The organism is Streptomyces barkulensis (assembly GCF_002843305.1).
In the GTDB taxonomy this organism is placed as follows: Bacteria; Actinomycetota; Actinomycetes; order Streptomycetales; family Streptomycetaceae; genus Streptomyces; species Streptomyces barkulensis.
Window position 1 is genome coordinate 58,034 of sequence record NZ_PGSG01000061.1, and the last position, 25,430, is coordinate 83,463.

Consider the following 25,430-nt stretch of genomic DNA (forward strand, 5'->3'; position numbering starts at 1 on the left):
GGAGAGCAGTACATGACCACCTCCACCACTCCCCGCAGCCTGACCTCCGAGGAACTGCGCACCAAGCTCGACTCGGAGCACCCGCCGCGGCTGCTCGACGTCCGCTCCCCCGCGGAGTTCGAGGCCGCGCACATCCCCGGCTCCTACAACGTCCCGCTGGACACCCTGCGTGAACACCGCGAGGAGCTGACCCGGCACCTGGACACCGACGTGGTGCTGGTGTGCCGCTCCGGGCAGCGGGCCGGCCAGGCCGAGCGCGCCCTCGCCGAGGCCGGGCTGCCCGGACTGAGCGTCCTGTCGGGCGGCATGACCTCCTGGGAGAAGTCCGGCGCCCCGACCAACTACGGCCAGGAGCGCTGGGACATGGAGCGCCAGGTCCGCCTGGTGGCCGGCTCCCTCGTCCTGGTCGGCGCCCTCGGCAGCTTCGTGGTGCCGGGACTGCAGGCCCTGTCCGCGTTCGTCGGCGGCGGCCTGGCCTTCGCCGCCATCAGCAACACCTGCGCCATGGGCGTGCTGCTGTCGAGGATGCCGTGGAACCGCACGCCGTCCTTCGACCCGCGCAAGGCCGTCGCGCAGCTCGCCGGCAGCAGGTGACCACCATGACGCTGACGCTCGTCCTGATCCTCGCGCTGCTGGTCGGCGTCTCCCTCGGGCTCCTCGGGGGAGGCGGGTCGATCCTGACCGTGCCGCTGCTGGTCTACGTCGCGGGCATGGACGCCAAGGAGGCCATCGCAACCTCCCTGTTCGTCGTCGGCGTCACCTCCGCCGTGGGCATGATCAACCATGCCCGCGGCGGGCGGGTCCGCTGGCGCACCGGTGTGCTGTTCGGCGCGGCCGGCATGGTCGGCGCCTACGTCGGCGGGCTCATCGGCGGCAACATCCCCGACGTCGTCCTGCTGATCGCCTTCGCGGTCATGATGATCGTCACCGCCGCCGCCATGCTCCGCGGCCGCCGCGACGTCGACCCGGGCAAGGCCCACAAGCAGCTCCCGGTGGGACGGGTCCTGCTGGACGGAGCGGCCGTCGGCCTGGCCACCGGCCTGGTCGGCGCGGGCGGAGGCTTCCTGGTCGTGCCCGCCCTGGCCCTGCTGGGCGGACTGCCCATGCCGGTGGCCGTCGGCACCTCGCTGCTGGTCATCGCGATGAAGTCCGCCGCCGGGTTCGCCGGCTACCTCTCCACCGTCCAGATCGACTGGACCCTGACCCTGGCCGTCACCGGCTCCGCGATCGTCGGCAGCCTCGCCGGGGCCAGGCTGGCCGGACGCGTCCCCGCGGCCGTCCTCTCCCGGCTGTTCGCCTGGTTCGTACTGGCCATGGGCACCTTCGTCCTGGTCCAGCAGGCCCCCGCCGACATACGTCTGCCGATCCTCGCCGTCGTCGTCTCGCTCGGCGCCGGAGCGGGTGCCTGCTACGGCTTCGTCGACCGCTGTCCGCTGCGGCGGGCCGTGCACGGCACCTGACGCCCCCGGATCCGGTACCCCGGCGCACCGCCCCAGCGGTGCGCCGGGGTACCGGTGTACCGGGACACTGGCATACCGGTGCCGCCCGTCACACGGAAGGCACCGGAGCACGGGCGGAATGTTCCGCCCCATCCCGGCGTTGACTACCCCAGGGGGTATCAACCGCCACCACCCCGGTGAAACGGAAGGAACCACCGTATGAGCACCGTCGCACTCACCGCCGCCGACTTCGAGAAGACCGTCACCGACAACGACATCGTCCTGGTCGACTTCTGGGCCTCCTGGTGCGGTCCGTGCCGCATGTTCGCCCCGGTCTACGAGAAGGCCTCCGAGGCCAACCCCGACATCGTCTTCGGCAAGGTCGACACCGAGGCCGAGCAGGCCCTGGCGGCCGCCGCCGACATCACCTCCATCCCCACCCTGATGGCCTTCCGCGAGGGCGTGCTCGTCTTCGCCCAGCCCGGCGCACTGCCGGCCCAGGCCCTGGACCAGGTGATCACCGCCGTCCGCGGACTCGACATGGACGAGGTGCACGCCTCCGTCGCCGCCCAGAACCCCGGCTCCGGCCAGAGCGACTGAGCCTGTCCGGCGCAGTACGAACGAAAGGATCGACCACCGTGGTCCAGCTTCCTCCCGAGAACGTGCGATCGGCCGTCAACCGACTCAAGCGCGCCCAGGGCCAGCTCGCCGGCGTCCTTCGCATGCTGGAGGAAGGACGCGACTGCGAGGACGTCGTCACCCAGCTCGCCGCGGTCAACCGCGCGCTGGACCGGGCGGGCTTCTCCATCGTGGCCAGCGGCCTCAAGCAGTGCATGGCACAGGAGGGCGGCGCGGACAGCCTCGACGCCCAGAAGATGGAGAAACTCTTCCTCTCCCTGTCCTGAACCGCCCGAGCCGTCCCCGGCCGTTCCGAGACCGTTCCGAAAGCCCACTGCCTCACTTTTCGGGGCGTGCGCCCCGCACATGGGGCGCACGCCCCGAATCCGGTGGGGCAGGGACCCCTCGGCCGTGAGCCGCCCACTCGCGCCTACCGCCCCCGGCCCCCGGCCGCCCGCGCCCCGGTCCCGTCGGTGCGCCCGCCGGTCACCAGGACCGGCACCGATCCGTCGCGCAGCAGTTCCTGGGCCACACTGCCCAGCAGCCGCTTGGACAGCCCGCGTCCGTGCCTGCCCACGACCACCACGTCGATGTCGTTCTCGCCGGCGAAACGCGCCAGTGCGCCCGCGGGCGGGCCCGCCAGGATCTCGCACGCGGTCACGCGCCCGCCGGCCTCCTCCGCCACTGCACCGAGCCGGCGCTCGGCCTCCGCGACACTCCCCTGCCGGTCGAGTTCCGCCGTGTCGTAGTCCACGACCTGGGCGACCACCAGCGTCTCCGTGTACGGCCCCAGCAGGCCGGCCGCGAGCCCGAGCGCCGCCCGGGACTCCGGTGACCCGTCCACTCCGACCAGCACTCGCAGGCCACCGGGGCCGCGGGGCTCCACCTCGGTCCCCGCGATCATCGCCGGGTGGCGCCGGACGCGCTCGCCGGCCACCAGGGCCAGGACCGGGCCGAAGACGGCCCCCATGAGCAGCCAGCCGGGGCCGCCGTGCCCCCGGCGTGCCATCCACCAGACGGCCAGGAGTCCGGCGGTGATCCATACGGCGACGGTGATCAGCACAAGCCAGATGCCGTTCATGAAATCCCCTTCATCGGGCTTGACCCGGTTTCCGGAAGGCCGTGCGAATCGGTCTCCGGTGCCCTCGCCGGGCTCCCTCGGGAGTTCCGGCGAGGCCGCAGTGCGTACACCCCGACGGCCGCCGGCGAAACCGGAACGCGACCGCGACGGCGGCCCCCGCCACCGGATGAGGCCGTCGCGCTCACACCAACTGCCGGCGGAGCCGCTTGTCGACGGCGACCACCAGGGAGGCGAGCAGCGCGATACCGAGGATCCGCAGCCACGCCTCCCCGTCGATCGGAGCGGTGTGGAACAGCCCGTTCATGGCCGGCAGATAGGTGATGGCGAGCTGGCCGGCCGTCTGGGCGAGCACTCCCCCGACGATCCACCGGTTGCCGAAGACCCCGGCGCTCCACACGGAGCGGGTGAGCGAACGGCAGCTGAACAGGTAGAACAGTTCGACGGCGACGACCAGGTTGACCGCGGCGGTACGCGCCTCGGCCAGCTCCGCGCCCTCCGCCCGCTCCCAGGTGAACAGCCACCAGGCCCCGCCGACGATCAGCGCGGAGACCAGCAGGACACGCAAGGACAGCCCCGTCGTCAGCAGGGGCCTGCCGGGGTCACGGGGCCGCCGCCGCATGATCCCCTCCTCCTTCGGCTCGAAGGCGAGCATCAGCCCGAGCGCGACGGCGGTGGTCATGTTGATCCACAGGATCTGGGTGGGCAGGACCGGCAGCGTGGCCCCGAACAGGATCGCCACCAGGACGAGCATCCCCTGGCCCAGACTCGTCGGCAGCACCCACACGATGAACTTGACGAGGTTGTCGAAGACGCCGCGGCCCTCCTCGACCGCGGCCTCGATGGTGGCGAAGTCGTCGTCGGTGAGCACCATGTCGGCGGCGTCCTTGGCCACCTCGGTGCCGCCCCTGCCCATGGCGACGCCGATGTTCGCCTGCCGCAGCGCCGGGGCGTCGTTGACCCCGTCCCCGGTCATGGCCACCACCTGGCCCCGCGCCTGGAGCGCCTCGACCAGCCGGAGCTTCTGCTCCGGGGAAACCCGGGCGAACACCCGGGCCCGCTCCACCGCGTCCGGGTACTCCCGCGCCGGCAGCGCGTCCAGATCGGCCCCGGTGAGCACCTCTCCCTCACGCCGCTCGGTCAGCAGGCCGGTCCGGCCGGCGACGGCGGTGGCGGTGGCCGCGTGGTCACCCGTGATCATCTTGACCCCGATCCCGGCCGTGCGGCACGCGGCCACCGCGTCGACCGCGGCGGCCCGGGGCGGATCGAGCATGGCCTGCAATCCGGTGAACACCATGGAGTCCGGCATGGAGTCCGGCGGTGCCCCCTCCCCGAAACCCTCCGGCTCCGCTCCCGGCAGCTCGGCGGTCGCCAGGACCCGCAGCCCCCGGCCGGCCAGCTCGTCGGCGGCGCGCAGGACCGCCTCGCGGTCCAGCGGCCGGACGGCGCCGTCGGCACCCATCCCGGCCGAGCACAGCTCCACGACCTGTTCGACGGCCCCCTTGACCAGCAGGAGGTGGCCGCCCGCCGTCTCGTCCCGGTGCACGGTGGCCATGTACCGCCGCTCGGAGCTGAAGGGGACGGTGCCCACGCGGGGGAACACCGCGGCGGTGTCCGGCCCCAGGCCCCCCTTGGCCGCCGCGGCCAGCAGCGCGCCCTCGGTGGGATCGCCCGTCAGGCTCCAGCGCCCCTCCCCGCCGGACTCCCCGGCTCCTCCGGACTCCCCGGCCCCGCCGACGAGGACTGCGTCGTTGCACAGGGCCCCGGCCAGCAGGCACCGGTACAGCGCCCGGTCCGCCGCCACGGAGACGGTGCCGCCGTCCCCGCTCCGGAAGTCGCCGTCCGGGGCGTACCCCGAACCGCTCACGGAGAACTCGCCGTCCGGTGTCCACACCGCCCGCACCGTCATCCGGTTCTCGGTCAGCGTCCCCGTCTTGTCAGAGCAGATGACGGTGGTGCTGCCGAGCGTCTCCACCGCCGGAAGTCTGCGGATCACCGCCCGCCGGCGCGCCATCCGCGACACACCGATGGCCAGGGTGATCGTGACCACCGCGGGCAGCCCCTCGGGAATGGCCCCGACCGCCAGGGCCACCGCCGCGGTGAACGTATCCGACGCGCCCTGCCCGCGGGCCAGGCCGATCGCGAAGGTCACCACCGCCAGCACCAGGATGACCACCGTCAGCACCCTGCTGAACCTGGCGAGCTTCTCCGTCAGCGGCGTGGCCAGCACCTCCGCGGCGCCCACCAGCCGGTGGATCTCCCCCAGCTCGGTGCCGGCCCCGGTGGCCACCACGACACCCGCCCCGCGCCCGGCCGTCACCAGCGTGCCGGAGTGGAGCGTGTTGTGCCGGTCGGCGACCGGCGTCAGCGGATCCAGCAGCACCTCGTCCTTGGCGACGGGGACGGACTCGCCGGTCAGCGCCGACTCGTCCACCCGCAGCTCCACCGCCCGCAGCAGGCGTACGTCGGCCGGCACCTTGTCCCCGGCCTCCACCAGCACCAGGTCCCCGGGGACGAGATCCTCCGAGGGCACCGCGCGCTCGCGTCCGGCCCGCACCACCCTGGCCGTGGTGCGCACCATCGACCGCAGACTGTCCAGCGCGGCCTCGGCCCTCGACTCCTGCACGAAGCCGACGAACGCGTTGATCAGCACGACCGCGAAGATCACCGCGGAGTCCACGGACTCGCCCAGCGCGGCGGTGACCGCGCCCGCGGCGATCAGGATGTAGATCAGCGGATGGTGGAACTGGCGCAGGGCCCGCGGCAGCGGCCCGCCGCGCGCCGCGGCGGGAAGCGTGTTGGGCCCGAAGCGGTCCAGCCGCCGCGCCGCCTCGTCCCCCGCCAGACCGCGGTCGGGGTCGGTCTCCAGCAGCAGCACGACCTCGTGGGCGGGCAGCCCGTGGTGGGCTTCCCCGACGCGGAGGACGGAGGCGGGAGAGTCCGGGCGGCGCGGCACGGCCTCACCCCTTCCGGTCGGCTCCAAAAGCCCGCACCACGACGACGGGGCAGTGCGCGTGGTGCAGGGCGGCCTGGCTGACCGAGCCCAGCAGCAGGCCGGAGAAGCCGCCCCGGCCGCGCGCCCCGACCACCAGCAGCTGGGCGCTGCCGCTGGCCTCGATCAGCGCCTGGCGGGCGCCCCCCTGGACAAGCTGCCGGTGCACGGTGACGTCGGGGTACTTCGCCTGCCAGCCCGACAGCGTCTCGGCCATCACCCGCTCCTCCTCGTCCCGGAGCATGTCCACGTCGTAGACCAGGGGCAGCGGCTCTGCGGGACCACCGGAGACCGGACCGGTCCAGTTGCTCCAGGTGTGCAGAGCGACCAGGGCCGCGCCCCGCGCCGACGCCTCGGCGAACGCGAACCCGACGGCGGCCTCGCCGGACGCCGAGCCGTCCACGCCCAACAGCACGTGACCCGTCGGGTCCGGCCTGCCGCGCACCACCAGGACCGGGCAGTGGCTGTGCGCGGACAGGTGCACGGCCGTGGAGCCCAGCAGCAGTCCGGTGAAACCGCCCAGGCCGCGGCTGCCGACCACGACCAGCGACGCGGACTGCGACCGGGCCTCCAGCACCGTCAGCGGCTCGCCGACGACGACCTCGCCCTCGACCTCGATCCCGGCCTCAGCGCCGCGCGCGTGCTCGACCGCCTGCGCCACCATCTGGTCGGCCATGTTGCGCAGCCCGCCCTCGGGCGGGCCCATCGGGGACGGCCCCAGCGGCACGTGCAGGACCGGCCACAGGAACGCGTGCACCACCCGCAGCCCCACACCGCGCAGCCGTGCCTCGTGTGCCGCGGCGGCCACCGCGTCCAGGCTCGACGGCGAGCCGTCCACTCCTACCACGACCGGTCCGTTCATCTTCCCTCTCCCAACTCCGTGCGGGGGCCGCGGCCACGTCCATGCTGCCCGCCCGGCTTCTCCGCACCGTGTTCCGTTGTGCACTGATCACACTGATCTTCTCCCATGCTCCTCCATAGGGCCGTACGGCCGGGGGGCGGGGGCCACACGTCCCCATGTGATCGCTTGGCACACTTTTCCGGAGTGAGCGGGCCCCCGGCCATCCGTCCGTACGACGTGGGGGTGACCTGGAGCACATTCACCGCGATACTGATCTTCTCGCCCCTTTCCGCCCCCGCTCCTGTCCCGTTCGGCGTCCGCCGTCCCTTCCGGAGGTAGTCATGAAGATGCTGATCAACGTGCCGGAGACGGTGGTGGCCGATGCCCTGCGCGGTATGGCCGCCGCCCATCCGGAGCTGACGGTCGACGTGGACAACCGGGTGGTGGTGCGCCGGGACGCGCCGGTCGCGGACAAGGTGGGGCTGGTCTCCGGCGGCGGCTCGGGGCACGAGCCGCTGCACGGCGGCTTCGTCGGTCCCGGGATGCTGGACGCGGCCTGTCCCGGCGAGGTGTTCACCTCGCCCGTCCCGGACCAGATGGCACGGGCGGCGGCCGCCGTGGACAGCGGCCGGGGGGTGCTGTTCGTGGTGAAGAACTACACCGGCGACGTGCTGAACTTCGACATGGCCGCCGAACTGGCCGAGGACGAGGGCGTGCAGGTCGCCAGGGTGCTGGTCGACGACGACGTGGCGGTGGTCGACAGCACCTACACCGCCGGGCGGCGCGGCACCGGCGCCACGCTGTTCGTGGAGAAGCTGGCGGGCGCGGCGGCCGAGGCGGGGGCGCCGCTGGAGCGTGTGGAGGCGGTGGCCCGGCAGGTGGTGGAGTCCTCCCGCAGCTTCGGCGTCGCACTGAGCGCCTGCACGACTCCGGCGCGGGGTGTGCCCACCTTCGACCTGCCGCCCGGCGAGCTGGAGCTGGGCATCGGCATCCACGGGGAGCCGGGCCGCGAGCGGCGGGGGATGATGACCTCCGGCGAGATCGCGGACACGGCGGTGGACGCGGTGCTGGACGACCTGCGCCCGAACCTTCCCGTACTGGCGCTGGTCAACGGCATGGGCGGCACCCCGCTACTGGAGCTGTACGGCTTCGCCGCCGAGGTCCACCGCGTGCTCGGCGAACGCCGCGTGGCCGTGGCCGGCACCCTCGTCGGCAGCTACGTCACCTCGCTCGACATGGCGGGCTGCTCCGTCACCCTGTGCCAGGCGGACGAGGAGCTGCTGCGGCTGTGGGACGCGCCGGTGCGCACTCCCGCGCTGCGCTGGGGGATTTGATCCCGGGCGGGCGGGCAGGGAACCGGACGCAGCCACCGCAGCCACCGCAGCCACCGCAGCCACCGCAGCCACCGCCCGCAGACAAGGAGACCGTGGTGACCGTCGCACTGGACGCCTACTTCTTCCGCCGCTGGATGTCCGCGGTCTCGGCCGCCGTGGACCGGGAGGCGGACCGGCTGACCGAGCTGGACTCCGCCATCGGCGACGCCGACCACGGCGCCAACATGCGGCGCGGTCTGACGGCCGCGGTCGCCTCCCTGGAGGAGGAGACCCCCTCCTCCCCCGGCGCTGTGCTCGCCCTCGCCGGGCGCCGGCTGATCTCCACCGTCGGCGGCGCCTCGGGCCCGCTGTACGGGACACTGCTGCGCCGCGCGGGCAAGGCGCTGGGCACGGAGGAGAGCGTGGATCCCGGGCGGTTGCGGGAGGCGCTGCGCGCCGGGGTGGAGGCGGTGGCCCAGCTGGGTTCCGCGGCGCGGGGCGACAAGACGATGCTGGACGCGCTGTATCCGGCCGTCGAGGCGCTGGGCGATTCGGGTGACGGCTTCGGGGCGGCGCGCAGGGCCGCCGAGGAGGGGGCCGCGGCCACCGTGCCGATGCGGGCGCGCAGGGGCCGGGCCAGCTATCTGGGCGAGCGCAGCGTCGGGCACCAGGATCCCGGCGCCACCTCCTCGGCGCTGTTCTTCGCCGCGCTCGCCGACACCGCGAACACCGTCGCGACCGGGGAGTCCGCATGAGCGGGGTGAGCGGCCGGGTCGGCGTCGTACTGGTCTCGCACAGCAGGCAGGTGGCCGAGTCCGTCGCCCATATGGCGCTGGGGCTGGCGGGCGGCGCCGACGTCCCCGTAGCGCCCGCCGGCGGCACCGGGGACGGCGGGCTGGGCACCAGTTCGGAGCTGATCACCGAGGCGGCCCGCCGGGTCGACCGGGGCGCGGGCGTGGCGGTGCTGGTGGACCTGGGCAGCGCGGTGCTGACGGTGCGCACGCTTCTCGCGGAGGAGGACGAGCTGCCCCCGGGCGCCCGCCTGGTGGACGCGCCCTTCGTCGAGGGCGCGGTCGCGGCCGTGGTCACCGCCTCAACCGGCGCGGACCTGGACGCGGTCGCGGCGGCCGCGACGGAGGCGTACGGCTACCGCAAGGCCTGACCGGCGCCCGGGGCGCGCGTCAGCGCCGTGCGGCGGAGGCCGGCAGCCGGGCCCACACCGACCAGCCGCAGCCGTGCACCTCCCGGATCCCCCAGGCGTCGCTGACGGCCTCGACCAGCATCAGCCCCCTACCGTGCTCCTCTCCCGGCGGGCGGGCCCGGGGGGCGGAGCCGGCGGGCGGGCCCGGGCGGCGGCCGCGCACCTCCAGGCGCAGCGGTGCCCCCATCCCGGCCGCGGCGCCCCTCTCCTGTCGCAGTTCGCACACCACCGATCCGCTGCCGGTGTGCACCACCGCGTTGGTGAACAGCTCCGAGACCACCAGGGCCGCCGTGTCGCGGGTCTCCTCGTCCGCGCCCCACCCGGCCGGCAGGCCCCGAACGAGGCGGCGCGCCCTCGCCACCGACTCGGCGCGCGCCGGCAGGGCGAACTCCGTTCCGCGCGGCGGGGGCCGGCCTCCGGCTGTCACGGCCGGGAGCCGGTTCTGCCCGACGGAACGGCCGGTTCCAGCGGTGGGGGAAGGAGGCGGTCGTGGGGGGCGCAGCACGCCCTGGACCGCGTCGGGGTGAACCGTTTCACACCGCCACTGTGCTCACCGTGCAGGGCAGTCGGCAAGGGTCACTCTGAACAGTGCAGAGTTGCCGATGCAGGGTGTTCGCTCCGTCAACTCCGTGGCACACTGCGGGACATGGCCAGGACACCAGGAGGAGCTACGCGATGAGTGAGCCCCGGTCCGCCCCGACCGTGGGCCAGCTCGTGCTGGGCAGACGGCTCCAGGACCTGCGCGAGAAGGCGGGGCTGAGGCGCGAGGAGGCCGCGAAGGTCCTCCACGTCGCCTCCGCCACCATCCGCAGGATGGAGACGGCCGAGGTCGCGCTGAAGATCCCGTACGTCCGTTTACTGCTGGATGCCTACGGGGTCACCGGCCACGAAGCCGAGACCTTCGTCGCACTGGCCGAGGAGGCCAACAGGCCCGGCTGGTGGCAGCGGTTCCGCGATGTGCTGCCGGACTGGTTCAGCGTCCACGTCAGCCTGGAGAGTTCCGCCAGGGTGATCCGGGCCTACGAGCCGCACGTCGTCCCGGGCCTGCTGCAGACCGAGGAGTACGCCCGGCACATACTGCGCAAGGGCGCGGTCGGCCGGGCCGTCAAGGGCGAGGTCGAGCGGCATGTGGCGCTGCGCATGGAGCGCCAGCGCCTGCTCACCCGCGCGGACGCCCCGCGTCTGTGGGTCCTGGTCGAGGAGACGGCCCTGCGCCGCCCCGTCGGCCCGCCGCAGGTCATGCGGGCCCAGGCCGACCGGCTGCTGGAGGAGGCGGAGCGGCCCAACGTCACCTTGCAGATCACCGAGTTCTCCTCCGGTTTCCACCCGGGCACCTACGGGCCGTTCGTCCTGTTCCGCTTCGGGCTCCCCGAACTCCCGGACATGGTCTACGTGGAGTACCTCACCGGCGCCGTCTACCTGGACGAACGCACCGAGGTCGCCTCCCACCTCGAACTCCTGGACCGTATGTCGGCCCAGGCGGCAACGGCACGACGCACCAAGGAGATCCTCCGGGATTTCCGCAAGGAGCTCTGAGATGGACCGCATATACAACGGCATGCGCGCCAGCGACCTCGGCGCCGAGGGCTGGCACAGGCCGTGGAGCGGCGGCAACGGCGGCAACTGCCTGGAGGCCAGGAGGCTGCCCGACGGCCGGGTCGCCATCCGCCAGTCCACCGATCCGGACGGTCCCGCGCTGATCTACACCCCCGGTGAGATCAGCGCCTTCGTCCAGGGCGCCAAGGCGGGGGAGGCGGACTTCCTCCTCTCCTGAACCCGCGGGTCCCCGGCCGGCCGGCTCCAGGCCCGCCTGCCGTCCGGGGGCCGCGCACGCACCGCCCCGTCCGGTCCGCACGACCCGACGTCCACTCACACAGACGTAAGGACACACCACATGGCCGACGACATGAGCTGGACACGGAGCCGTTCGGCCCGGGAGCCGGTCGAGATCGACACCTCCGTCCCCAGCATCGCCCGCGTCTACGACGCCATCCTCGGCGGCAAGGACAACTACCCGGTGGACCAGGAGATCGCCGAGCAGGTGGCCAGGGCCTTCCCCGACGGAGGCGAGGGCGCCCGCACCAACCGCAGGCTGCTGGTGCGGGCGGTGCGCCACATGGCACGCCGGGGCATCGACCAGTTCCTGGACATCGGCTCCGGCCTGCCCACCGCGCAGAACACCCACCAGGTGGCCCAGGAGGTCAACCCCGGGGCGAAGGTCGTCTACGTCGACAACGACCCCATCGTCCTCGCCCACGGCCGCGCGTTACTGGAGGACGACGACCGCACCGTCGTCGTCACCGCCGACATACGCGAGCCCGACGTCCTGCTGGGTCACCCCGACGTGACCGGCATGCTGGACCCGGAACGCCCGGTGGGGCTGATCCTCAACGCCGTGGTCCACCACCTCCTCGACGAGGAGGATCCCGACGGGCTGGTGGAGACCTACAAGAAGTGGCTGGGGCCGGGCGGCTACCTGCTGCTCACCCACTTCTGCTCCTCGACCCCCGAGGCCCGCGGTCTGGAGTCGGTGCTGCGGCAGGCCCTCGGCCGGGGGCAGTTGCGGAGCATGGCTCGCATCGCCGCCTTCTTCGAGGGCCTGGAAATGGTCGAGCCCGGCGTGGTCTACCTGCCGTACTGGCAGCCCGACGAGCCGGTGAAGGCCCCGCTGGACATCGCCGGCCTGCTGGTGGCCGGCGGTCTGGGCCGCAAGCCGGGCCGGTAGCCGCCGGCCCCACTGCCGTTCCGGTCCCGCGTCCGTACGGTGCGCCGAGACGTACGGCCGCGCACCGCGGGCCCCGCCGCTTCCCCCACGAGCGGCGGGGCCCGCGCATGTCCGCTCCGTTCCCGTGGGGGCTGGGGGGCTGGGGGGCTGGGGGGCTGCCTGACGATCTCAGCGCTTGGCGCGCTTTTCCTCCGCGCTCCGGGAGTACCGCCCCCGCCGCCCCCGCCGCCCTCTGCCGCTCCGGGCCGTGCGGGAACGCCCGGAGGCGGATGAGTACGGCTACTCAGGCGCCGCCGGGCGCGCCCGGCGAGGATGGGGTACGCCGCCCTCCCGGCCTCCGGCACCGAGCGTCCGGCGTCCGGCGGACCCACCGGCAACCGCACAGGAGTACCCAGAGGAGCCCGCCGTGCTCAGCACCGTCGCCCGTACCGTCGTTCCCGCTCTCGGCCGCCTGCGGGTCACCTCCGACCCCGGCGCCGACATCGCGCCCGGCAGCATCGTCGCCGCCAACCACACCTCCCTGGTCGACCCCGGCGTGGTCCTGGCCGCCCTGCACCGCCTGGACACCCGGCCCGTGGTGCTGGCGACCGCCGGACTGTGGCGGATACCCGGCCTGCGCCAGGCCCTCGTCCGCGACGGGCACGTGCCGGTGCACCGGGGCACCGAGCGGGCCGCCGCATCGCTGGAGGGCGCCGCCGCCGCGCTCGCGGCGGGCCGGGTCGTGCTCATCTACGGCGAGGGCGGTCTGCCGCGCCGCGCGGACTCCGGCGAGACCGAGCCCGGCCCGTTCCGCAGCGGACTGGCCCGGCTGGCGCTGGCCACCGGCGCCCCGGTGGTGCCTCTCGGGCAGGCCGGTTCCCGCCGGATCAGCTCCGGGTCCACCGCCAAGCAGGTCGCCGGGTTCGTCACCGCCCCGCTGCGCCGTCCCGGCGTGCACGTCCACGTCGGCGGGCCGGTCCGGCTGTCGGGCGACGTGGTCACGGCCACCGCCCGCGCCCGCCGGGCGGTCGTCGCCGCCTGGCGGGTCGCGGCGGAACGGGCCGGCCACCCCGCCCGCTCGCGCGGGGACTTCTCGGCGACCGCCTGAACCGTCTCCGCTCCGAAGGAGGGCGGGACGACGGTGCTCTCCCGTCGTTTCCCCGTCGTTCTCCCGTCGGGACGGCCGGGTGCTGTCATGGGCGGGTCAGGGCTGCCGGGGCCGCGCCTGCGCCAGGCGGTTGCGGGCCTCCTCCCAGGAGACGGGCAGGCGCTCGGCGGGGACGGTCCAGAAGACGAAGTGGGAGTCCTTGGTGGCGGGCCGCAGCCGCTTCATGATCGACTTGTGCGGCTCGGCCCCGGCGTAGGCGTACAGCGCCTCCTCGCTCTCCCAGGCCGAGAGGGTCCAGAAGACGCCGCGGCCGAACTGGGCGATGAGCGAGACCCCGAGGGCTCCCGGGGACCGGCGGGCCTGGCGCCACGACGCCAGGGAGAGCCGGAAGAAGCGGGGGACGTGCCGCAGGGAGCCGACCTCCAGCCGGGAGGCCATGACGACGGCTTCGGTGGCGGGAGCGGCCGGGTTGACCGTGGTCCAGGAAAGCTCGGGCATGACGCGGGGTCCTTGACTCGCGGGCAGGCGCACGGCGTCACCTGCGATGAATAGTGACACTATCTACTATCGATAGTGACACGTTACACTCTCCGGTCAACTCGCGGTACACACCGCAGCACCCGCCGCAGAATCGAGGAACCCCGTGAGGATGTCCGAGCTGAGCCGCCGCAGCGGTGTCCCCATCCCGACGATCAAGTTCTATCTGCGGGAGGGACTGCTGCGGCCCGGCCTGGCGACGGCCAGCAACCAGGCCGAGTACGACGAGGACCATCTGCGCCGACTGCGCCTGGTCAGAGCGCTGATCACCCTCGGCGGCCTCTCGGTGGCCGCCGCCAGGGAGGTTCTGGAGGCGGTCGCCGAGCCGCTCGACCGGTACGAGACCCTCGGCGTCACCCACTACGCCCTGAGCGCCCCGGTGTCCGCGCGGGCGGACAAGAAGAGCGCAGAGAGCGGAAAGAACGCGGGAGGCGGGGAAGGCGGGAACGGCAGCGCGGCCGAGGTGGAACGGCTCATCGAGCGGGTGGGCTGGAACATCACCGAGCGGTCGCCGCTGCGCGAGGCGCTGGCCGCCGGACTGCGTGCGCTGCACGAGGTCGGCGCCGACTACGGCGCCGACGAACTGGTGCCGTACGCCGAGCTGGCCGCCGCCACCGCCCGGCTGGACCTGGACCAGCTCGCCGGGATCGAGGACCGGATCGACATCGCCGAACGGGCTCTGGTGCTGACCGTCCTGATGGAGCCGGTCCTGGCCGCCCTGCGCCGGATGGCACAGGAGAACGAGGCCGCGCTGCGGTACGCCGGCGAGGACGGGAGCGGCACCGGCGAGTGAGTCCCCCGCCCGCACCGCCCGGCGCCCGCACCCGCCTCAGTGGGGGCGGGACCCGGCCAGTTCGTCCGGCAGGCCCGGCTCGGGCCGGGGGATCTCGCCGTAGTCCTCGTCGTCCCCCTCGACACGCAGCCGGTTGACCACCGCCTCCACCGCGGGCGGCAGCCGGGGGTGCCGCCCGCGGTGGCACTGGCTGAGCAGGTCCCGGCGAATGGCGTCCGGCAGCAGGAAGCCGTGCGGGCCGGGCACCGCGGCGGTGCCGCGGGGGGCGCGGGCGGCGGTGCCGGCGCTCCCCAGCAGGGCGGCCTGCCGGCGCCAGTAGTCGGCGTCCCGGAACTCCCCCAGGCTCCGGTGGTGGAGGCAGAGGCAGAAGGCCGCGGTGCGGCTGCCGCCTCCGGCCGCGAACTGCCACCAGAACTGGGCCGCGTCCCGGTGGCCGACCAGATGGAGCAGACAGGCGAAGACCAGGGCACCCTCGGGCTCGGTGCGCCGGTGGTCGACCAGCCGCGCCAGGCTCCCGGCCGCCCCGGGCGAACCCACCACCAAGGAGATGGCCAGGTCCAGGTCGTGGGCGGCCTGTTCGTGGACGGTGCGGTACCGCCATCCGGTGTCCGTGTGCGAGGGCTGCCGCGCGGAGGGCGGGCCGGCGCCCAGTGCACGGGCGATGCGCTCCCGGGCTGCGGCCGGGTCGTAGTCGTCGTACTCGCCGCCGAGGACCTCGGCCCCGTCCAGCAGCGCGTCGATCCTGCGGTGCTCCCCCATGCCTCGCACGTTACCGCTCCCCCGTCCTGTGGTTCCTTCTTCGGCCCAGCCTGGCCGCCAGTTTCCTCTTGGCGTGCCGCACCTGCGCGCGCACGGCGACCGTGCCGCAGCCCAGGTACTCGGCCACGTCCTCCTCGGGACACCCCAGTACATAGCGCAGGACGACGATGTCGTGCTGCCGTTCGGGCAGTTCGGCGATGGCCGCGTACAGGCGCAGCCCGTTCTCCAGGGAGGTGAAACCGTCCGCTCCGTCTACTCCATCCGCTCCGTCCGTCCCGTCCGTCCCGTCCAGCAGTTCGTCCAGCAGCCGGCCGCGGCAGGCGGCGTCGAAGGCCGCGGTCTCCGCCAGCGCCGGGGCACGGCCGTGGCGGTCCAGCCACTCCCGGATCCGCTCCTTGAGCACCGCCCAGGCGTAGGCCGGGACGGACTCCTGTTCCAGCACGTGGTTCCAGTGGCTCAGCAACTGGGCGCAGGCGGCCTCCACGACCGCCTCCGCCCCGGTGCGGCTGCCCACCTGGGTGCGGGCGTACCTCAGCCACGCCCGGTGGTGGTACTCGTGGAAGGCGTCGAAGGTCAGGGTTGTCCGCCGGTGGCGGACAGAGGATTGTGGGGGGTCGGCGTCCACGTCGACGGGGACGTTGTCAGGGGTGTTCACCGCGGGTCTTCCCGGCTCCGTGTGGGTGCTCGTCGGGTCGTCGGTCGCGGGCGTCCCGCCCTGCGGGTACCGCGGCACTCCCGGGTGGAGGCCGCCGCCGGCGCGAGGGGACGGGACCTCGCCCGCCAAGCCAATCGGATCGTGGGCATCGTCGGACAGTGGTTTTCCCAAAAAATGAGCCCAGCGTAATAGTGTGATTACCGCCGTGATGGGTGGAGGGGACGGTACAGCACACCCCCCTTCCCCAACCACCCTCTCCCACAGTCGTGTCGGGAATCCGGCGGCGAACCGACGAGTACTCACGAAGGGCGGGGTCAAGGTGTCCCAGACGGTCGACGGCACCACCGGCGGCGCGGACGACAGCGCGGTCGACCTGGAACTGGACCGGGCGCACTCCGCCCGCATGTACGACTACTACCTCGGTGGCCACACCAACTTCCCCGCCGACCGCGAGGCCGCCGGGCGGGCCATGGCCCTCTTCCCCTCCGTCCTGGTAGCCGCCCGCACCAACCGGGAGTTCATGCACCGGGCCACCCGCTTCCTGGCCACCGCCGGCATGCGCCAGTTCCTCGACGTGGGCACCGGCATCCCCACCTCGCCCAACCTCCACGAGGTGGCCCAGGGCGTGGCCCCCGAGTCGCGGGTGGTCTACGCCGACAACGACCCCATCGTCCTCGCCCACGCCCAGGCCCTGCTGCGCAGCCACCCCTCGGGACGTACCGCCTACGTCCAGGCCGACGCCACCGACCCGGCCGCCCTCCTGGCCTCTCCCGAGGTGGAGGAGACCCTCGACCTGGGCGAGCCGGTGGCGCTCAGCCTCAACGCGCTTTTGCACTTCGTACCCGGCGAGCACCGGGCGCACGAGATCGTCGAACACCTCAAGGACGCGCTGCCGTCCGGCAGCACCCTGGCCATCAGCCATGTCACCCCCGACTTCGACCCGGAGGGCATCGCCCGCCTCACCGAGGCCTACCGCGCCTCGGGAACCCCCGGACAGGCCCGCACCCGGGAGGAGTTCACCCGGTTCTTCAACGGCTGGGAGCTGTTCGAGCCGGGGATCACCACCTCCCACCGCTGGCGTCCCGACCCCGGCCAGACCTTCGGCGACGTCGGCGACGCCGAGGCGGCCTGCTACGCCGCGGTCGCCCGCAAGCCCTGACCCCGGGCCGCCCGGGCACCGGGACCGTCTCCCGCCGGGCGGAACGACGGCGTTCCGGTGCGGAATTCCCTTACCGGGAATTCCGCACCGGACAATTACTCGGCCGGTGCATGCGAATCGGTGAAGGAAAATAACTCCGGAACCCGGGACGCCCGGCCGGATTCCCCTTTCCCGTCCTTCCTCCCGGCGGTCCGGGCCGGAAGTCAAGTGCGCGGAGCTCCGGCGGGCGGCCCCTCGCACGGCACGCCCCCGGCGGTCCGCTGTGCTGAGCGGACCGCCGGGGGCGTGCGAATCGCCCGCGAGCCGTTCGGCGGTTCCGGTCCGAAGGGCTCGCCGCGCCACGCCGGCCGGCCGGCGTGGCGACGGGTCGGTCACCGGCCACCACATGTCCGGAAGACCCCTGCCGGGTCAGGCGTGGACGTGGCGGCGGTTGCCGCGGCCGGTCACGGCCCGGTAGACGGCCAGAACGATGACCGAGCCGATGATGGCGGCGATCCAGGTGGAGAGTTCGAAGAATCCGTCGATCGAATCGACACCGAATATCACCTTGCCGAGGAAACCGCCGAGAAGGCCGCCCACGATACCGATCAGCATCGTGACGAGGATGCCGCCCGGGTCCTTGCCCGGCATGAGGGCTTTGGCGATCGCTCCGGCGAGCAGACCGATGAGAATCCACGCGATGATGCCCATGTCTGGGTACCTCCTTGTCGTCTTCACAGAACCGCATTGCCATGAACTCGCCACCCAAACAAGGGAGTTTCCCGGAACGCCGCAAAAAGGCGTGCGGAACAGGGGATTTCCCTCCCACCTCGTCCCTCCCCCCTCCCGGCACGGCACCGGTCATGCGCCGTCCACACGGCAGTCGCACGCCGGTCGCGGCCCCGGCGGAGCGGCGCCTGCCGTGCTCGGAGGTGAAGGACATCGCCGACGTCCTGCTGACCGTCTACGACGACCGGCTGCGAGGGGTCTTCCCGAATCCGGCTGCCGGGGTCGTCCAGGAGCGGGACGGGCCACGGCCGCGGATCGTGGGCCGGGCTCGCGGCCTCATCGTGACTCCGCGTTATGCCGGGCCGCCCGTATGGGATTTGGAGCGCCTCGTCCTCCGGCAACGCGACTTCTTCGCCGTGCGTAAAGCGCCTGCGGAGTGGCGGACCCACGCGCACGACCCACCGGACGGACTGACCGGCCGTCCGCTGTCCGCTGTCCGCCGGGGCCGTCCCCGGAGGACGGGCGGCGGTGCTGGTCGCCCCGGTGTCCGAGATCGGCGCGGCCCCCGTGGAACCGCCGGACGGCGTCATTGTGCGCCGTGTCGCCGAGGACGCCGGCCTGCGCCGTGTGGCCGCGCTGGAGACGGCCGTCCGGGGCGGTGACCAGGGCTGGCCGGGCGACCATCCGGCGGCCGCGGCCGCCGCGGCTCCGGACGGGACCGCAGTCATGGTCGCCGAGGCGGGCGGTCAGGTGGTCTGCGCCGCATGGCTCGTCCTCCGGTCGGGCAGCGGTTTCGCCGGGCTGCGGGGCGGCTCGACGCTGCCCGGCCGGCGTGGCCGCGGGATCTACCGGGCCGTGGTCGCCGCCCGGGCCCGGCTCGCGGCGGAGTTCGGCGCGCTGTACCCGCATGCCGACGCCTCCACCGACATGCGCCGCTCCTGCGCCGCGCCGGGTTCCGCGCGGTGACCACTACCGTGCCGTACGTGTGGACGCCCGCCTGACCCGCCGCTCCGTCCCGCCCGGGGCTACGGTGGAAGGTGAGGTCCGACCGGTGCCCCGACGAAAAAAGGGGGCGACATGGTGTCCCGCAGCGTGGGCGGAACAGCCCTCACCGACCTCGGCGCCGACTTCGCCGGCGATGTCATCACCCCCGGCGACGCGCCCTACGACGAGGCCCGCACGGTCTTCAACGCGATGATCGACCGGCGTCCCGCCGTCATCGCCCAGTGCGAGACCGAACACGATGTCGCCGAGGCGATCCGGTTCGGGCGGGCCAACGGTCTGGAGATCGCGGTCCGCGGCGGCGGGCACAGCGTCGCGGGCATGGCCCTGACCGAGGGCGGCATCGTCGTCGACCTGCGGCGCATGCACACGGTCGTGGTCGACCCCCGCAGGCGCACCGCGCGGGTCGGCGGCGGCGCCGTCATGAGCCACCTGGACCGGGCCGCCGAGCCGTACGGTCTGGCGACGACCGGCGGCCGGGTCTCCACCACCGGGGTGGGCGGGTTCGTGCTGGGCGGCGGCTCGGGCTGGCTGGACCGCAGGTTCGGTCTGGCGAGCGACAACCTGCTGTCCGCCGAGCTGGTCACCGCGGACGGCCGCACCGTGCGCGCGAGCGAGGAGGAGAACCCGGAGCTGTTCTGGGCGCTGCACGGTGGTGGCGGCAACTTCGGCGTGGCCACCTCGCTCACCCTGCGGCTGCACCCGCTTCCGGAGGTGACCGCGGCCCTGCTGATGTGGCGGCCCGAGGCGGGACCGGACGTGGCGCGGGTCTACCGCGACTTCCTGGAGTCCGCCCCGGACGAGGTCGGCGGGGGGCTCATCTACCTGACCGCGCCGCCCGAGGAGTTCGTCCCCGCCGACATGGCCGGGAAGCTCGCCTGCGCTGTGCTGATCACGTACGCGGGCGGCATGCAGGAGATGCGCGACGTCGCCGAGCCCATGCTCGACATGGACCACGACGCCGAGATGATCACCGAACTGTCCTACGCCGACCTGCAGTGCATGCTCGACGACCCGCCCGGTTACCGGAACTACTGGTCGGCCGAGTACCTGGCCTCCCTCCCGGACCCGGCCGTGGACGCCTTCTGCGCCCGCGCCGCCGATCTGCTCGTGCCCTCGCCCTCCCAGCACGTCCTCTTCCCCCAGGGCGGCGCGGTCGCGCGGGGCCCGGAAGGCCATCCGATCCCCTGGCGGCGGGCGCCGTGGGTGGTCCACCCCTTCGGGCTGTGGGAGGACCCCGCCGACGACGAGCGCGTCAGGCGGTGGGCCCACGACGTACGCGCGGACGTCAGGCCCTGGTCGACCGGCGCGGTCTACCTCAACTTCATCGGGCACGAGGGCGAGGACCGCGTGGTCGCCGGGTTCGGGCCGGACAACCACCGGCGGCTGGCCGCGGTCAAGGCCGAGTACGACCCCGGCAACGTCTTCCGGCTCAACCACAACATCAGGCCCGGCTGACGCCGCTCCCGTGCGGCGTACCCGGTGTGGAGGGCGTGCCGCGGACCGGACGACAGGCCCGAAGCCACTCCGCCCGCCGTCCATCCCCGCCCCGCTCCCGGTCCCCGTGACGGCGCGTCCGTAGAATGTCCGTGTGAACCGGCGACCGCACCCACCGATCCGCCCCCACCGGGCCCGGGTCCGCATGGTGCTGCTGGTTCTGGCGGTGCTGACCGGAGTGGTGGCCATGCACGGCCTGGCTCCGGCCGGAGCGACCGCCCCGTCGAACGCTCCTCGGGGCGCGCCCGCGGCCGGCCACGCGATGCCCGAGAGCGCGGAGGCCGCCGCGTACGGATCCCTTGGCACTGCCGCGGACGACGCCTGTGCGCACCCGGACCACGGGACGAACGGGCACCCGGATCACGCCGACGCCACCTGCGCGACCGTGGGCACCTCCGGCCCGCCCGTCCTGCCGGCGCCCCCGGCCTCCGCCGTCGCCCCGGCGGCGGAGGCGCCCTTCGCGGGGCGGGCGCCCTCGGCGGCTCTCTCCGGCCGCGCTCCCCCATCGCTGAGCGAACTGCAACTCCTGCGCATATAGGCGTGCCTCCGCGCGGCCGCCGCCCCGTCCGGGAGCCGGTGCCGTGCGCGACGCGCCCGTATCCCGCCCCCTTCGGGGCTTCCCTCCCACAGCAGGAGTTCGTATCACCATGACCGCACACCGTTTCACCCTGCGCCGTGCCGCCCTCGCGGTGGCCGCCGCGACCGCCGCCGCCGTCCTGGCCGCCTGCGGTTCCCAGGAGTCCTCTCCCGCCGGCCGCGGCGCTCACGACGACAAGCCCGCCGCGGGCTCCTCCGCCCCGGCCGGCTCCCACAACGCCGCCGACGTCTCCTTCGCCCAGGGGATGATCCCCCATCACCGGCAGGCGGTGGTGATGGCCGAGATGGCCGAGACCCGGGCCGCCTCGCAGAAGGTCAAGGACCTGGCGGCCGAGATCAGGAAGGCCCAGGACCCGGAGATCGAGACCATGTCCGGATGGCTGGAGTCCTGGGGCGAGCAGGTGCCCCCGAAGACGGAGGGCATGGACGGGATGGACCACTCCGGCCACGACTCCCACGGGATGAGCGGGATGATGACTCCCGAGGAGATGGCGGATCTGGAGAAGTCCTCCGGCGGGGCGTTCGACACCGCCTTCCTGGAAATGATGATCGAGCACCACAAGGGTGCGGTGACCATGGCCGAGGAACAGAAGGAGAACGGCTCCTACGGCCCGGCGAAGGCCATGGCCGACGACATCATCACCGCCCAGAACGCCGAGATCGAGACGATGGAGGAGCTGCTCGGCCGGAAGTAGAGCCGGCGCCGGGAGTCGGGGTCCGCACGGCGCGGGCCCCGATTGCCCCGATTGCCGGTTTACGCACCGCTTCCGGGTGTTACCCGTTCGCACGGCACCGCGGATCCTGCCCCACGTCCGGACAGGCCTGCGGGATCGCAAGAAACCACGCGAAAGGGGACAACCATGACGACGATGGTCAGCGAGATGCTGCGCACCTACCCGGCCGACCTCGGCGGTGTGAACCGCGAGGCCATGGAGCGCTGCATCGCCGAGTGCTTCGACTGCTCGCAGGCCTGTACGGCGTGCGCGGACGCCTGCCTGTCGGAGGACATGGTCGCCGAGCTGCGCAAGTGCATCCGCACCAACCTGGACTGCTCGGACATCTGTGAGGCCACCGGCAAGATCCTGTCCCGGCACACCGGCTACGACGCCAACATCACCCGCACCCAGCTCCAGGCCTGCGCCATGGTCTGCAAGTCCTGTGCGGAGGAGTGCGAGCGCCACGCCGACATGCACGAGCACTGCCGCGTCTGCGCCGAGGCCTGCCGTCGCTGCGAGCAGGCCTGCAACGAGCTGCTGGCGACCCTCTGAGGCCCCCTCCGATTCAGGGGACCGCTGTCTCCTCCGCCGCCCCGGCCCCCGGCCGGGGCGGCGCCGCGTACGGGCGGGGCCTGCCGGCGCCCTCCACGCCGGGCCCGGTGGCGGTCGTCGTAGATTGGCTGACGGCACCGCACCGCACCGCACCGCACCGACGACAGGATTTCCGATGCCACTCCGTTCCCGCCCCCGCCCGCGTCCCCGTTCCCTGGCCGCCGCGACGGCCCTGCTGGCCGCCGTCCTGGCCGGCTGCTCGGGCGGCCAGGACGACCACCAGGGCTCCTCCGCCGGACATACCCACGACGGCGGAGCCGGCATCGGCCACATCCACGGACTGGGCATCAACCCCGGCGACGGGAAGCTCTACGTCGCCACCCACCGCGGCGTTCTCGCCGTCGACGGCGAGGGCTCCGCGAAGCGCATGGGCGACACCGCCGACTACATGGGCTTCGCCGTCGCCGGGCCGGACACCTTCCTCGGCAGCGGCCACCCGGCCGAGGGCAGCGACGAGCCCGCCAACCGGGGCCTGATCAAGAGCACCGACGCGGGGAAGACCTGGAAGGCCCTCTCCCTGGCCGGTGAGGTCGACTTCCACGCCCTGGAACAGGCCGGCAACACCGTCTACGGATACGACAGCACGAACGGGATGCTGCGCGTCAGCGAGGACGGCGAGAGCTGGGACGAGCGGGCGGAGCTGGCCGCCCTGGACATCGCCGTCAGCCCCGCCGACCCCGACACCGTCCTGGCCACCACCGAGGGCGGCGTCGCCCGTAGCACCGACGGCGGCGAGACCTTCGCGGGCGGCGCCGAACCGGTGCTGGCGTACCTGTCCTGGGCCGGTGAGGACGGGCTGTACGGGATCGCCTCCGACGGCACGGTGCACCACAGCGGCGACGGCGGCGGAAGCTGGACGGAGACCGGCACGGTGCCCGGCGGGCAGGCACAGGCGCTCACCGCGGTCACCCCCGACCGCGTCCTGGCCGCCACCGCCGGTGGTGTCTACGAATCCACCGACGGCGGCAAGACCTTCACCGAGCGCCTGGATATCCCGGCGAGCGACCACTAGGGACAGGGCCTGACGCTGCGCAGGAACCCCTGGAGGGCTCGCCGCCGCCCGGTGTGCTCGCGGACGCGGGCCGCGTACTCCCCCCTCGTCGACCACGGAGACGCCCGCCTCCCGCAGCACCGACAGCGCGGGCGCGGGGCGTTCCTGCTCGGCCCGGGCGAAGAACTGGCCGCGCAGGGTGTCCAGCACCTGGTCCAGGGCGGACCACAGAGGCCCGGTGGCCGCCGGGTCGGGCCGGCTTCCGGGGGCGACGCCGGCACGGAGCAGCAGCAGGGCGTCGTCGAGGGCGGCCAGCGCGCGGGCGGGTGCCTTGCTCCGCCGGGTCGAGTGGAAGTAGTGGACGACCGGGTAGGCCAGGTGCTGCTCGCCCAGGCGCAGCAGCGGCTCGGTCAGGGAGACCAGTTGCTGGGTCAACTTCTCGGCCCTGAAGGGCCGAGCTTGCAGCTCCATCCCGTGCCTGGTGGGTACGGGTCAGGCCGCGTCGTCGGCAGCGTGACTCACTGCCCAGCCCGCGACACCGCGCGCGGCGATGTTGCGGGCTGCGTTCACGTCGGCGTGCTCAGCGAAGCCGCACGACATGCAGCAGAAGATGGCCTGTGCGGGCCGGTTCTTCTTGTCGATGTGGCCGCACGCCGAACACCCCTGCGAGGTGTAGCGCGGGTCCACGCAGACCACCGGCACACCCGCCCGGAGCGCCTTGTAAGCGATGTACGCGCCGAGCTGGGCGAAACTCCAGGTGTGCAGCGTGACCCGCTGGGGCTTGCGGAGCCGTACCCTCTCGCGGATGCCGCCCAGGTCTTCCAGGGCGATGCCGCGCGAGGTGCGTTCAGCCTCGGTCACGATCTGCTTGGAGATGCGGTGGTTGGTGTCGGCCGCGAAGCGGGCCTCGCGGCCGGAGAGTTTGCGCAGCAGCCGCTTGGCGGACTTCGTCCCCTTGGTCTGGAGGCGCTGCCGGAGCCGGCGGTTGCGGTGCCGGACCTGGTTCAGGTGCTTGCCCGCGTGGACGGTGCCGTCGCTGGTGGTCGCGATGTTCGCGATTCCCAAATCGACGCCGAGGAACCCCTCCGGCTCGATCGGGTCGGCCTCGGGCACCTCGCAGGTGGCGTACAGGTACCAGTTGCCGCCCCGGTGCACGAGGTCGCTCTCGCCGCGGCGGTGCTCGGTGAGCGTCTTCATCTGGTCGGCGGAGGCCTCGAACGGGATACGCCCGGAGCGTCCGCGGGGGTCCAGATGGACACGGTGCGGGCGTCGGTCTGCCAGGACAGGCAGCGGTCGTCGAACGGCTGGGCCGCGTCCCTGCGGAAACGGATCGGCCTGGACTCGGCGGCCGCGCGGCGTTTCGATCCTTCGCGGCCGTAGTTCCCGGCCTTCAGGTTCGCCTTCAGCGTGGCATAGGCCCCGGCGACCTTCCGCGCGACATGGATCGCGGGCTGCGCGGACAGGCCCATCCCCTTCAGGTCTCCGTACACCAGGCGCTGGAGGGGGGTCCTGCCCGTGATGCCGGTGTCGAATGCGCGCCGTGAGGCGTGGTTCGCGGCGCGGTTGCACAGACGCAGCGTCTCCCGGAGTGCGGCCTCGGTGGCCTCGTCCGGGAGCAGCTTCACCCGCACAACCAACTTCACGTGGTCACTATACCGTTTTGCCTATGTCACCCCGATGGGAACCAGACCCCAATCTACGCCGAGGTCGTAGTGTCGTCTTCAACCTTCATGTGCATCTTGTCTTTGTCACGAAGTACCGGCGCGGCGTCCTCACCGACACGATGCTCACGCGCTGCGAAGAGGTCATGCGGGACGTCTGCACCAAGTTGGACGCGACCTTGCGGGAGTTCAACGGCGAGGACGACCACGTCCACCTGCTCGTGCACTACCCGCCGAAGCTGTCGATCTCCACCCTGGTCAACCGGCTCAAGGGAGTCTCGGCGCACTATCTGCGGAAAGAGTTCGAGCCACACGTCCGCCAGTACCTGTGGGGCAACCACCTCTGGTCCCCGTCGTACTTCGCCGCCTCCTGCGCAGGCGCCCCCCTGGAGATCATCCGCGAGTACATCGAGAACCAGAAACGACCGGAGTGAACGGCGGCGCTGTGC

Annotated in this window: 30 protein-coding genes; 20 read left to right on the top strand and 10 right to left on the bottom strand. The window is 73.1% G+C overall.

Annotated features, from left to right (window positions below; genetic code table 11):
* Positions 1-12 precede the first annotated feature (12 nt).
* The 4 genes from CUT83_RS12515 to CUT83_RS12530 all read left to right on the top strand — a co-directional run bounded on the left by CUT83_RS12515 (position 13) and on the right by CUT83_RS12530 (position 2,344).
* A complete protein-coding gene (locus CUT83_RS12515) occupies positions 13-594 on the top strand; it encodes a rhodanese-like domain-containing protein (RefSeq protein WP_101255924.1) in 582 nt (193 codons plus the stop codon).
* 5 nt (positions 595-599) lie between these two features.
* Positions 600-1,460 (top strand): sulfite exporter TauE/SafE family protein, encoded by an 861-nt coding sequence (locus tag CUT83_RS12520; protein ID WP_101255925.1) that lies wholly within the window; start codon positions 600-602, stop codon positions 1,458-1,460.
* 198 nt (positions 1,461-1,658) lie between these two features.
* A complete protein-coding gene (trxA, locus tag CUT83_RS12525; RefSeq protein WP_101255926.1) occupies positions 1,659-2,039 on the top strand; it encodes a thioredoxin in 381 nt (126 codons plus the stop codon).
* A 38-nt stretch (positions 2,040-2,077) separates the two neighbouring features.
* Entirely contained in the window at positions 2,078-2,344 is a 267-nt protein-coding gene (locus CUT83_RS12530; RefSeq protein WP_101255927.1) for a metal-sensitive transcriptional regulator, read from the top strand.
* 143 nt (positions 2,345-2,487) lie between these two features.
* Here the strand turns inward: CUT83_RS12530 and CUT83_RS12535 are convergent, their stop codons facing one another.
* From CUT83_RS12535 to CUT83_RS12545, 3 genes are all read right to left on the bottom strand, one after another.
* Positions 2,488-3,138 carry a universal stress protein gene (locus CUT83_RS12535; RefSeq protein ID WP_101255928.1) on the bottom strand — a complete coding sequence of 217 codons (651 nt, stop codon included), beginning with the start codon at positions 3,136-3,138 and terminating at the stop codon, positions 2,488-2,490.
* Between the two features lie 181 nt (positions 3,139-3,319).
* Positions 3,320-6,091, bottom strand: a complete 2,772-nt coding sequence (locus tag CUT83_RS12540; protein ID WP_101255929.1) for an HAD-IC family P-type ATPase — start codon at positions 6,089-6,091, stop codon at positions 3,320-3,322.
* A 4-nt stretch (positions 6,092-6,095) separates the two neighbouring features.
* On the bottom strand, positions 6,096-6,989 hold the full coding sequence (locus CUT83_RS12545) for a universal stress protein (protein WP_101255930.1): 894 nt from the start codon (positions 6,987-6,989) through the stop codon (positions 6,096-6,098).
* 320 nt (positions 6,990-7,309) lie between these two features.
* On the opposite strand from CUT83_RS12545, the gene dhaK reads away from it, so the two are divergent.
* The 3 genes from dhaK to dhaM all read left to right on the top strand — a co-directional run bounded on the left by dhaK (position 7,310) and on the right by dhaM (position 9,443).
* Positions 7,310-8,302 (top strand): dihydroxyacetone kinase subunit DhaK, encoded by a 993-nt coding sequence (gene dhaK / locus CUT83_RS12550; RefSeq protein WP_101255931.1) that lies wholly within the window; start codon positions 7,310-7,312, stop codon positions 8,300-8,302.
* A gap of 134 nt (positions 8,303-8,436) precedes the next feature.
* Positions 8,437-9,036, top strand: coding sequence for a dihydroxyacetone kinase subunit DhaL (gene dhaL, locus CUT83_RS12555; RefSeq protein ID WP_101256026.1), 600 nt, complete (start codon positions 8,437-8,439; stop codon positions 9,034-9,036).
* Positions 9,033-9,443 (top strand): dihydroxyacetone kinase phosphoryl donor subunit DhaM, encoded by a 411-nt coding sequence (gene dhaM, locus CUT83_RS12560; RefSeq protein ID WP_101255932.1) that lies wholly within the window; start codon positions 9,033-9,035, stop codon positions 9,441-9,443. Before dhaL ends, dhaM begins: the two co-directional genes overlap by 4 nt.
* A 19-nt stretch (positions 9,444-9,462) precedes the next feature.
* Here the strand turns inward: dhaM and CUT83_RS12565 are convergent, their stop codons facing one another.
* Positions 9,463-9,909 (bottom strand): ATP-binding protein, encoded by a 447-nt coding sequence (locus CUT83_RS12565; protein WP_240957809.1) that lies wholly within the window; start codon positions 9,907-9,909, stop codon positions 9,463-9,465.
* A 248-nt stretch (positions 9,910-10,157) separates the two neighbouring features.
* On the opposite strand from CUT83_RS12565, the gene CUT83_RS12570 reads away from it, so the two are divergent.
* The 4 genes from CUT83_RS12570 to CUT83_RS12585 all read left to right on the top strand — a co-directional run bounded on the left by CUT83_RS12570 (position 10,158) and on the right by CUT83_RS12585 (position 13,294).
* Positions 10,158-11,018: a Sco1979 family transcriptional regulator gene (locus CUT83_RS12570; RefSeq protein WP_101255934.1), complete on the top strand. Its 861-nt coding sequence runs from the start codon at positions 10,158-10,160 to the stop codon at positions 11,016-11,018.
* A gap of 1 nt (position 11,019) precedes the next feature.
* Complete coding sequence (locus tag CUT83_RS12575) at positions 11,020-11,256, top strand: DUF397 domain-containing protein (RefSeq protein WP_093850176.1); 237 nt, start codon at positions 11,020-11,022, stop codon at positions 11,254-11,256.
* A 120-nt stretch (positions 11,257-11,376) separates the two neighbouring features.
* On the top strand, positions 11,377-12,207 hold the full coding sequence (locus tag CUT83_RS12580) for an SAM-dependent methyltransferase (protein ID WP_240957810.1): 831 nt from the start codon (positions 11,377-11,379) through the stop codon (positions 12,205-12,207).
* Positions 12,208-12,613: 406 nt separating this feature from the next.
* Positions 12,614-13,294, top strand: a complete 681-nt coding sequence (locus CUT83_RS12585) for a lysophospholipid acyltransferase family protein (protein ID WP_101255935.1) — start codon at positions 12,614-12,616, stop codon at positions 13,292-13,294.
* 96 nt (positions 13,295-13,390) lie between these two features.
* On the opposite strand, the gene CUT83_RS12590 is transcribed toward CUT83_RS12585, so the two are convergent.
* Positions 13,391-13,792, bottom strand: a complete 402-nt coding sequence (locus tag CUT83_RS12590; RefSeq protein WP_101255936.1) for a DUF3291 domain-containing protein — start codon at positions 13,790-13,792, stop codon at positions 13,391-13,393.
* Positions 13,793-13,943: 151 nt separating this feature from the next.
* Here CUT83_RS12590 and CUT83_RS12595 point away from each other — a divergent pair, with 151 nt between their 5' ends.
* Positions 13,944-14,624: a MerR family transcriptional regulator gene (locus CUT83_RS12595; RefSeq protein WP_338104146.1), complete on the top strand. Its 681-nt coding sequence runs from the start codon at positions 13,944-13,946 to the stop codon at positions 14,622-14,624.
* Positions 14,625-14,660: 36 nt separating this feature from the next.
* On the opposite strand, the gene CUT83_RS12600 is transcribed toward CUT83_RS12595, so the two are convergent.
* On the bottom strand, positions 14,661-15,383 hold the full coding sequence (locus CUT83_RS12600; RefSeq protein ID WP_165869427.1) for a hypothetical protein: 723 nt from the start codon (positions 15,381-15,383) through the stop codon (positions 14,661-14,663).
* Between the two features lie 10 nt (positions 15,384-15,393).
* Positions 15,394-16,038, bottom strand: coding sequence for an RNA polymerase sigma factor (locus CUT83_RS30105; protein ID WP_158239005.1), 645 nt, complete (start codon positions 16,036-16,038; stop codon positions 15,394-15,396).
* A 403-nt stretch (positions 16,039-16,441) separates the two neighbouring features.
* Here CUT83_RS30105 and CUT83_RS12610 point away from each other — a divergent pair, with 403 nt between their 5' ends.
* Entirely contained in the window at positions 16,442-17,197 is a 756-nt protein-coding gene (locus CUT83_RS12610) for an SAM-dependent methyltransferase (RefSeq protein ID WP_240957849.1), read from the top strand.
* A gap of 408 nt (positions 17,198-17,605) precedes the next feature.
* Here CUT83_RS12610 and CUT83_RS12615 read toward each other — a convergent pair whose 3' ends face one another.
* A complete protein-coding gene (locus tag CUT83_RS12615; RefSeq protein ID WP_101255939.1) occupies positions 17,606-17,887 on the bottom strand; it encodes a GlsB/YeaQ/YmgE family stress response membrane protein in 282 nt (93 codons plus the stop codon).
* A 546-nt stretch (positions 17,888-18,433) separates the two neighbouring features.
* On the opposite strand from CUT83_RS12615, the gene CUT83_RS31510 reads away from it, so the two are divergent.
* The 6 genes from CUT83_RS31510 (at position 18,434) to CUT83_RS12645 (ending at position 23,341) form a co-directional block, all read left to right on the top strand.
* A complete protein-coding gene (locus tag CUT83_RS31510; protein WP_338104147.1) occupies positions 18,434-18,871 on the top strand; it encodes a hypothetical protein in 438 nt (145 codons plus the stop codon).
* Positions 18,872-18,982: 111 nt separating this feature from the next.
* Positions 18,983-20,365 carry an FAD-binding oxidoreductase gene (locus CUT83_RS12625; RefSeq protein ID WP_101255940.1) on the top strand — a complete coding sequence of 461 codons (1,383 nt, stop codon included), beginning with the start codon at positions 18,983-18,985 and terminating at the stop codon, positions 20,363-20,365.
* A 133-nt stretch (positions 20,366-20,498) separates the two neighbouring features.
* Positions 20,499-20,942, top strand: coding sequence for a DUF6153 family protein (locus CUT83_RS12630; RefSeq protein WP_240957811.1), 444 nt, complete (start codon positions 20,499-20,501; stop codon positions 20,940-20,942).
* Between the two features lie 109 nt (positions 20,943-21,051).
* The gene (locus CUT83_RS12635; protein ID WP_101255942.1) at positions 21,052-21,696 is read left to right on the top strand and encodes a DUF305 domain-containing protein; all 645 of its coding nucleotides are present in this window, start codon (positions 21,052-21,054) and stop codon (positions 21,694-21,696) included.
* A 165-nt stretch (positions 21,697-21,861) separates the two neighbouring features.
* Positions 21,862-22,269 carry a four-helix bundle copper-binding protein gene (locus tag CUT83_RS12640; RefSeq protein ID WP_101255943.1) on the top strand — a complete coding sequence of 136 codons (408 nt, stop codon included), beginning with the start codon at positions 21,862-21,864 and terminating at the stop codon, positions 22,267-22,269.
* Between the two features lie 175 nt (positions 22,270-22,444).
* A complete protein-coding gene (locus tag CUT83_RS12645; protein WP_101255944.1) occupies positions 22,445-23,341 on the top strand; it encodes a F510_1955 family glycosylhydrolase in 897 nt (298 codons plus the stop codon).
* Between the two features lie 471 nt (positions 23,342-23,812).
* On the opposite strand, the gene CUT83_RS31515 is transcribed toward CUT83_RS12645, so the two are convergent.
* Positions 23,813-24,517 (bottom strand): RNA-guided endonuclease InsQ/TnpB family protein, encoded by a 705-nt coding sequence (locus CUT83_RS31515; protein ID WP_338104148.1) that lies wholly within the window; start codon positions 24,515-24,517, stop codon positions 23,813-23,815.
* A complete protein-coding gene (locus CUT83_RS31520; RefSeq protein ID WP_338104149.1) occupies positions 24,514-24,963 on the bottom strand; it encodes a hypothetical protein in 450 nt (149 codons plus the stop codon). Before CUT83_RS31520 ends, CUT83_RS31515 begins: the two co-directional genes overlap by 4 nt.
* Positions 24,964-24,986: 23 nt before the next feature.
* Here CUT83_RS31520 and tnpA point away from each other — a divergent pair, with 23 nt between their 5' ends.
* Positions 24,987-25,415 (top strand): IS200/IS605 family transposase, encoded by a 429-nt coding sequence (tnpA, locus tag CUT83_RS12655; RefSeq protein WP_101255945.1) that lies wholly within the window; start codon positions 24,987-24,989, stop codon positions 25,413-25,415.
* Positions 25,416-25,430 lie beyond the last annotated feature (15 nt).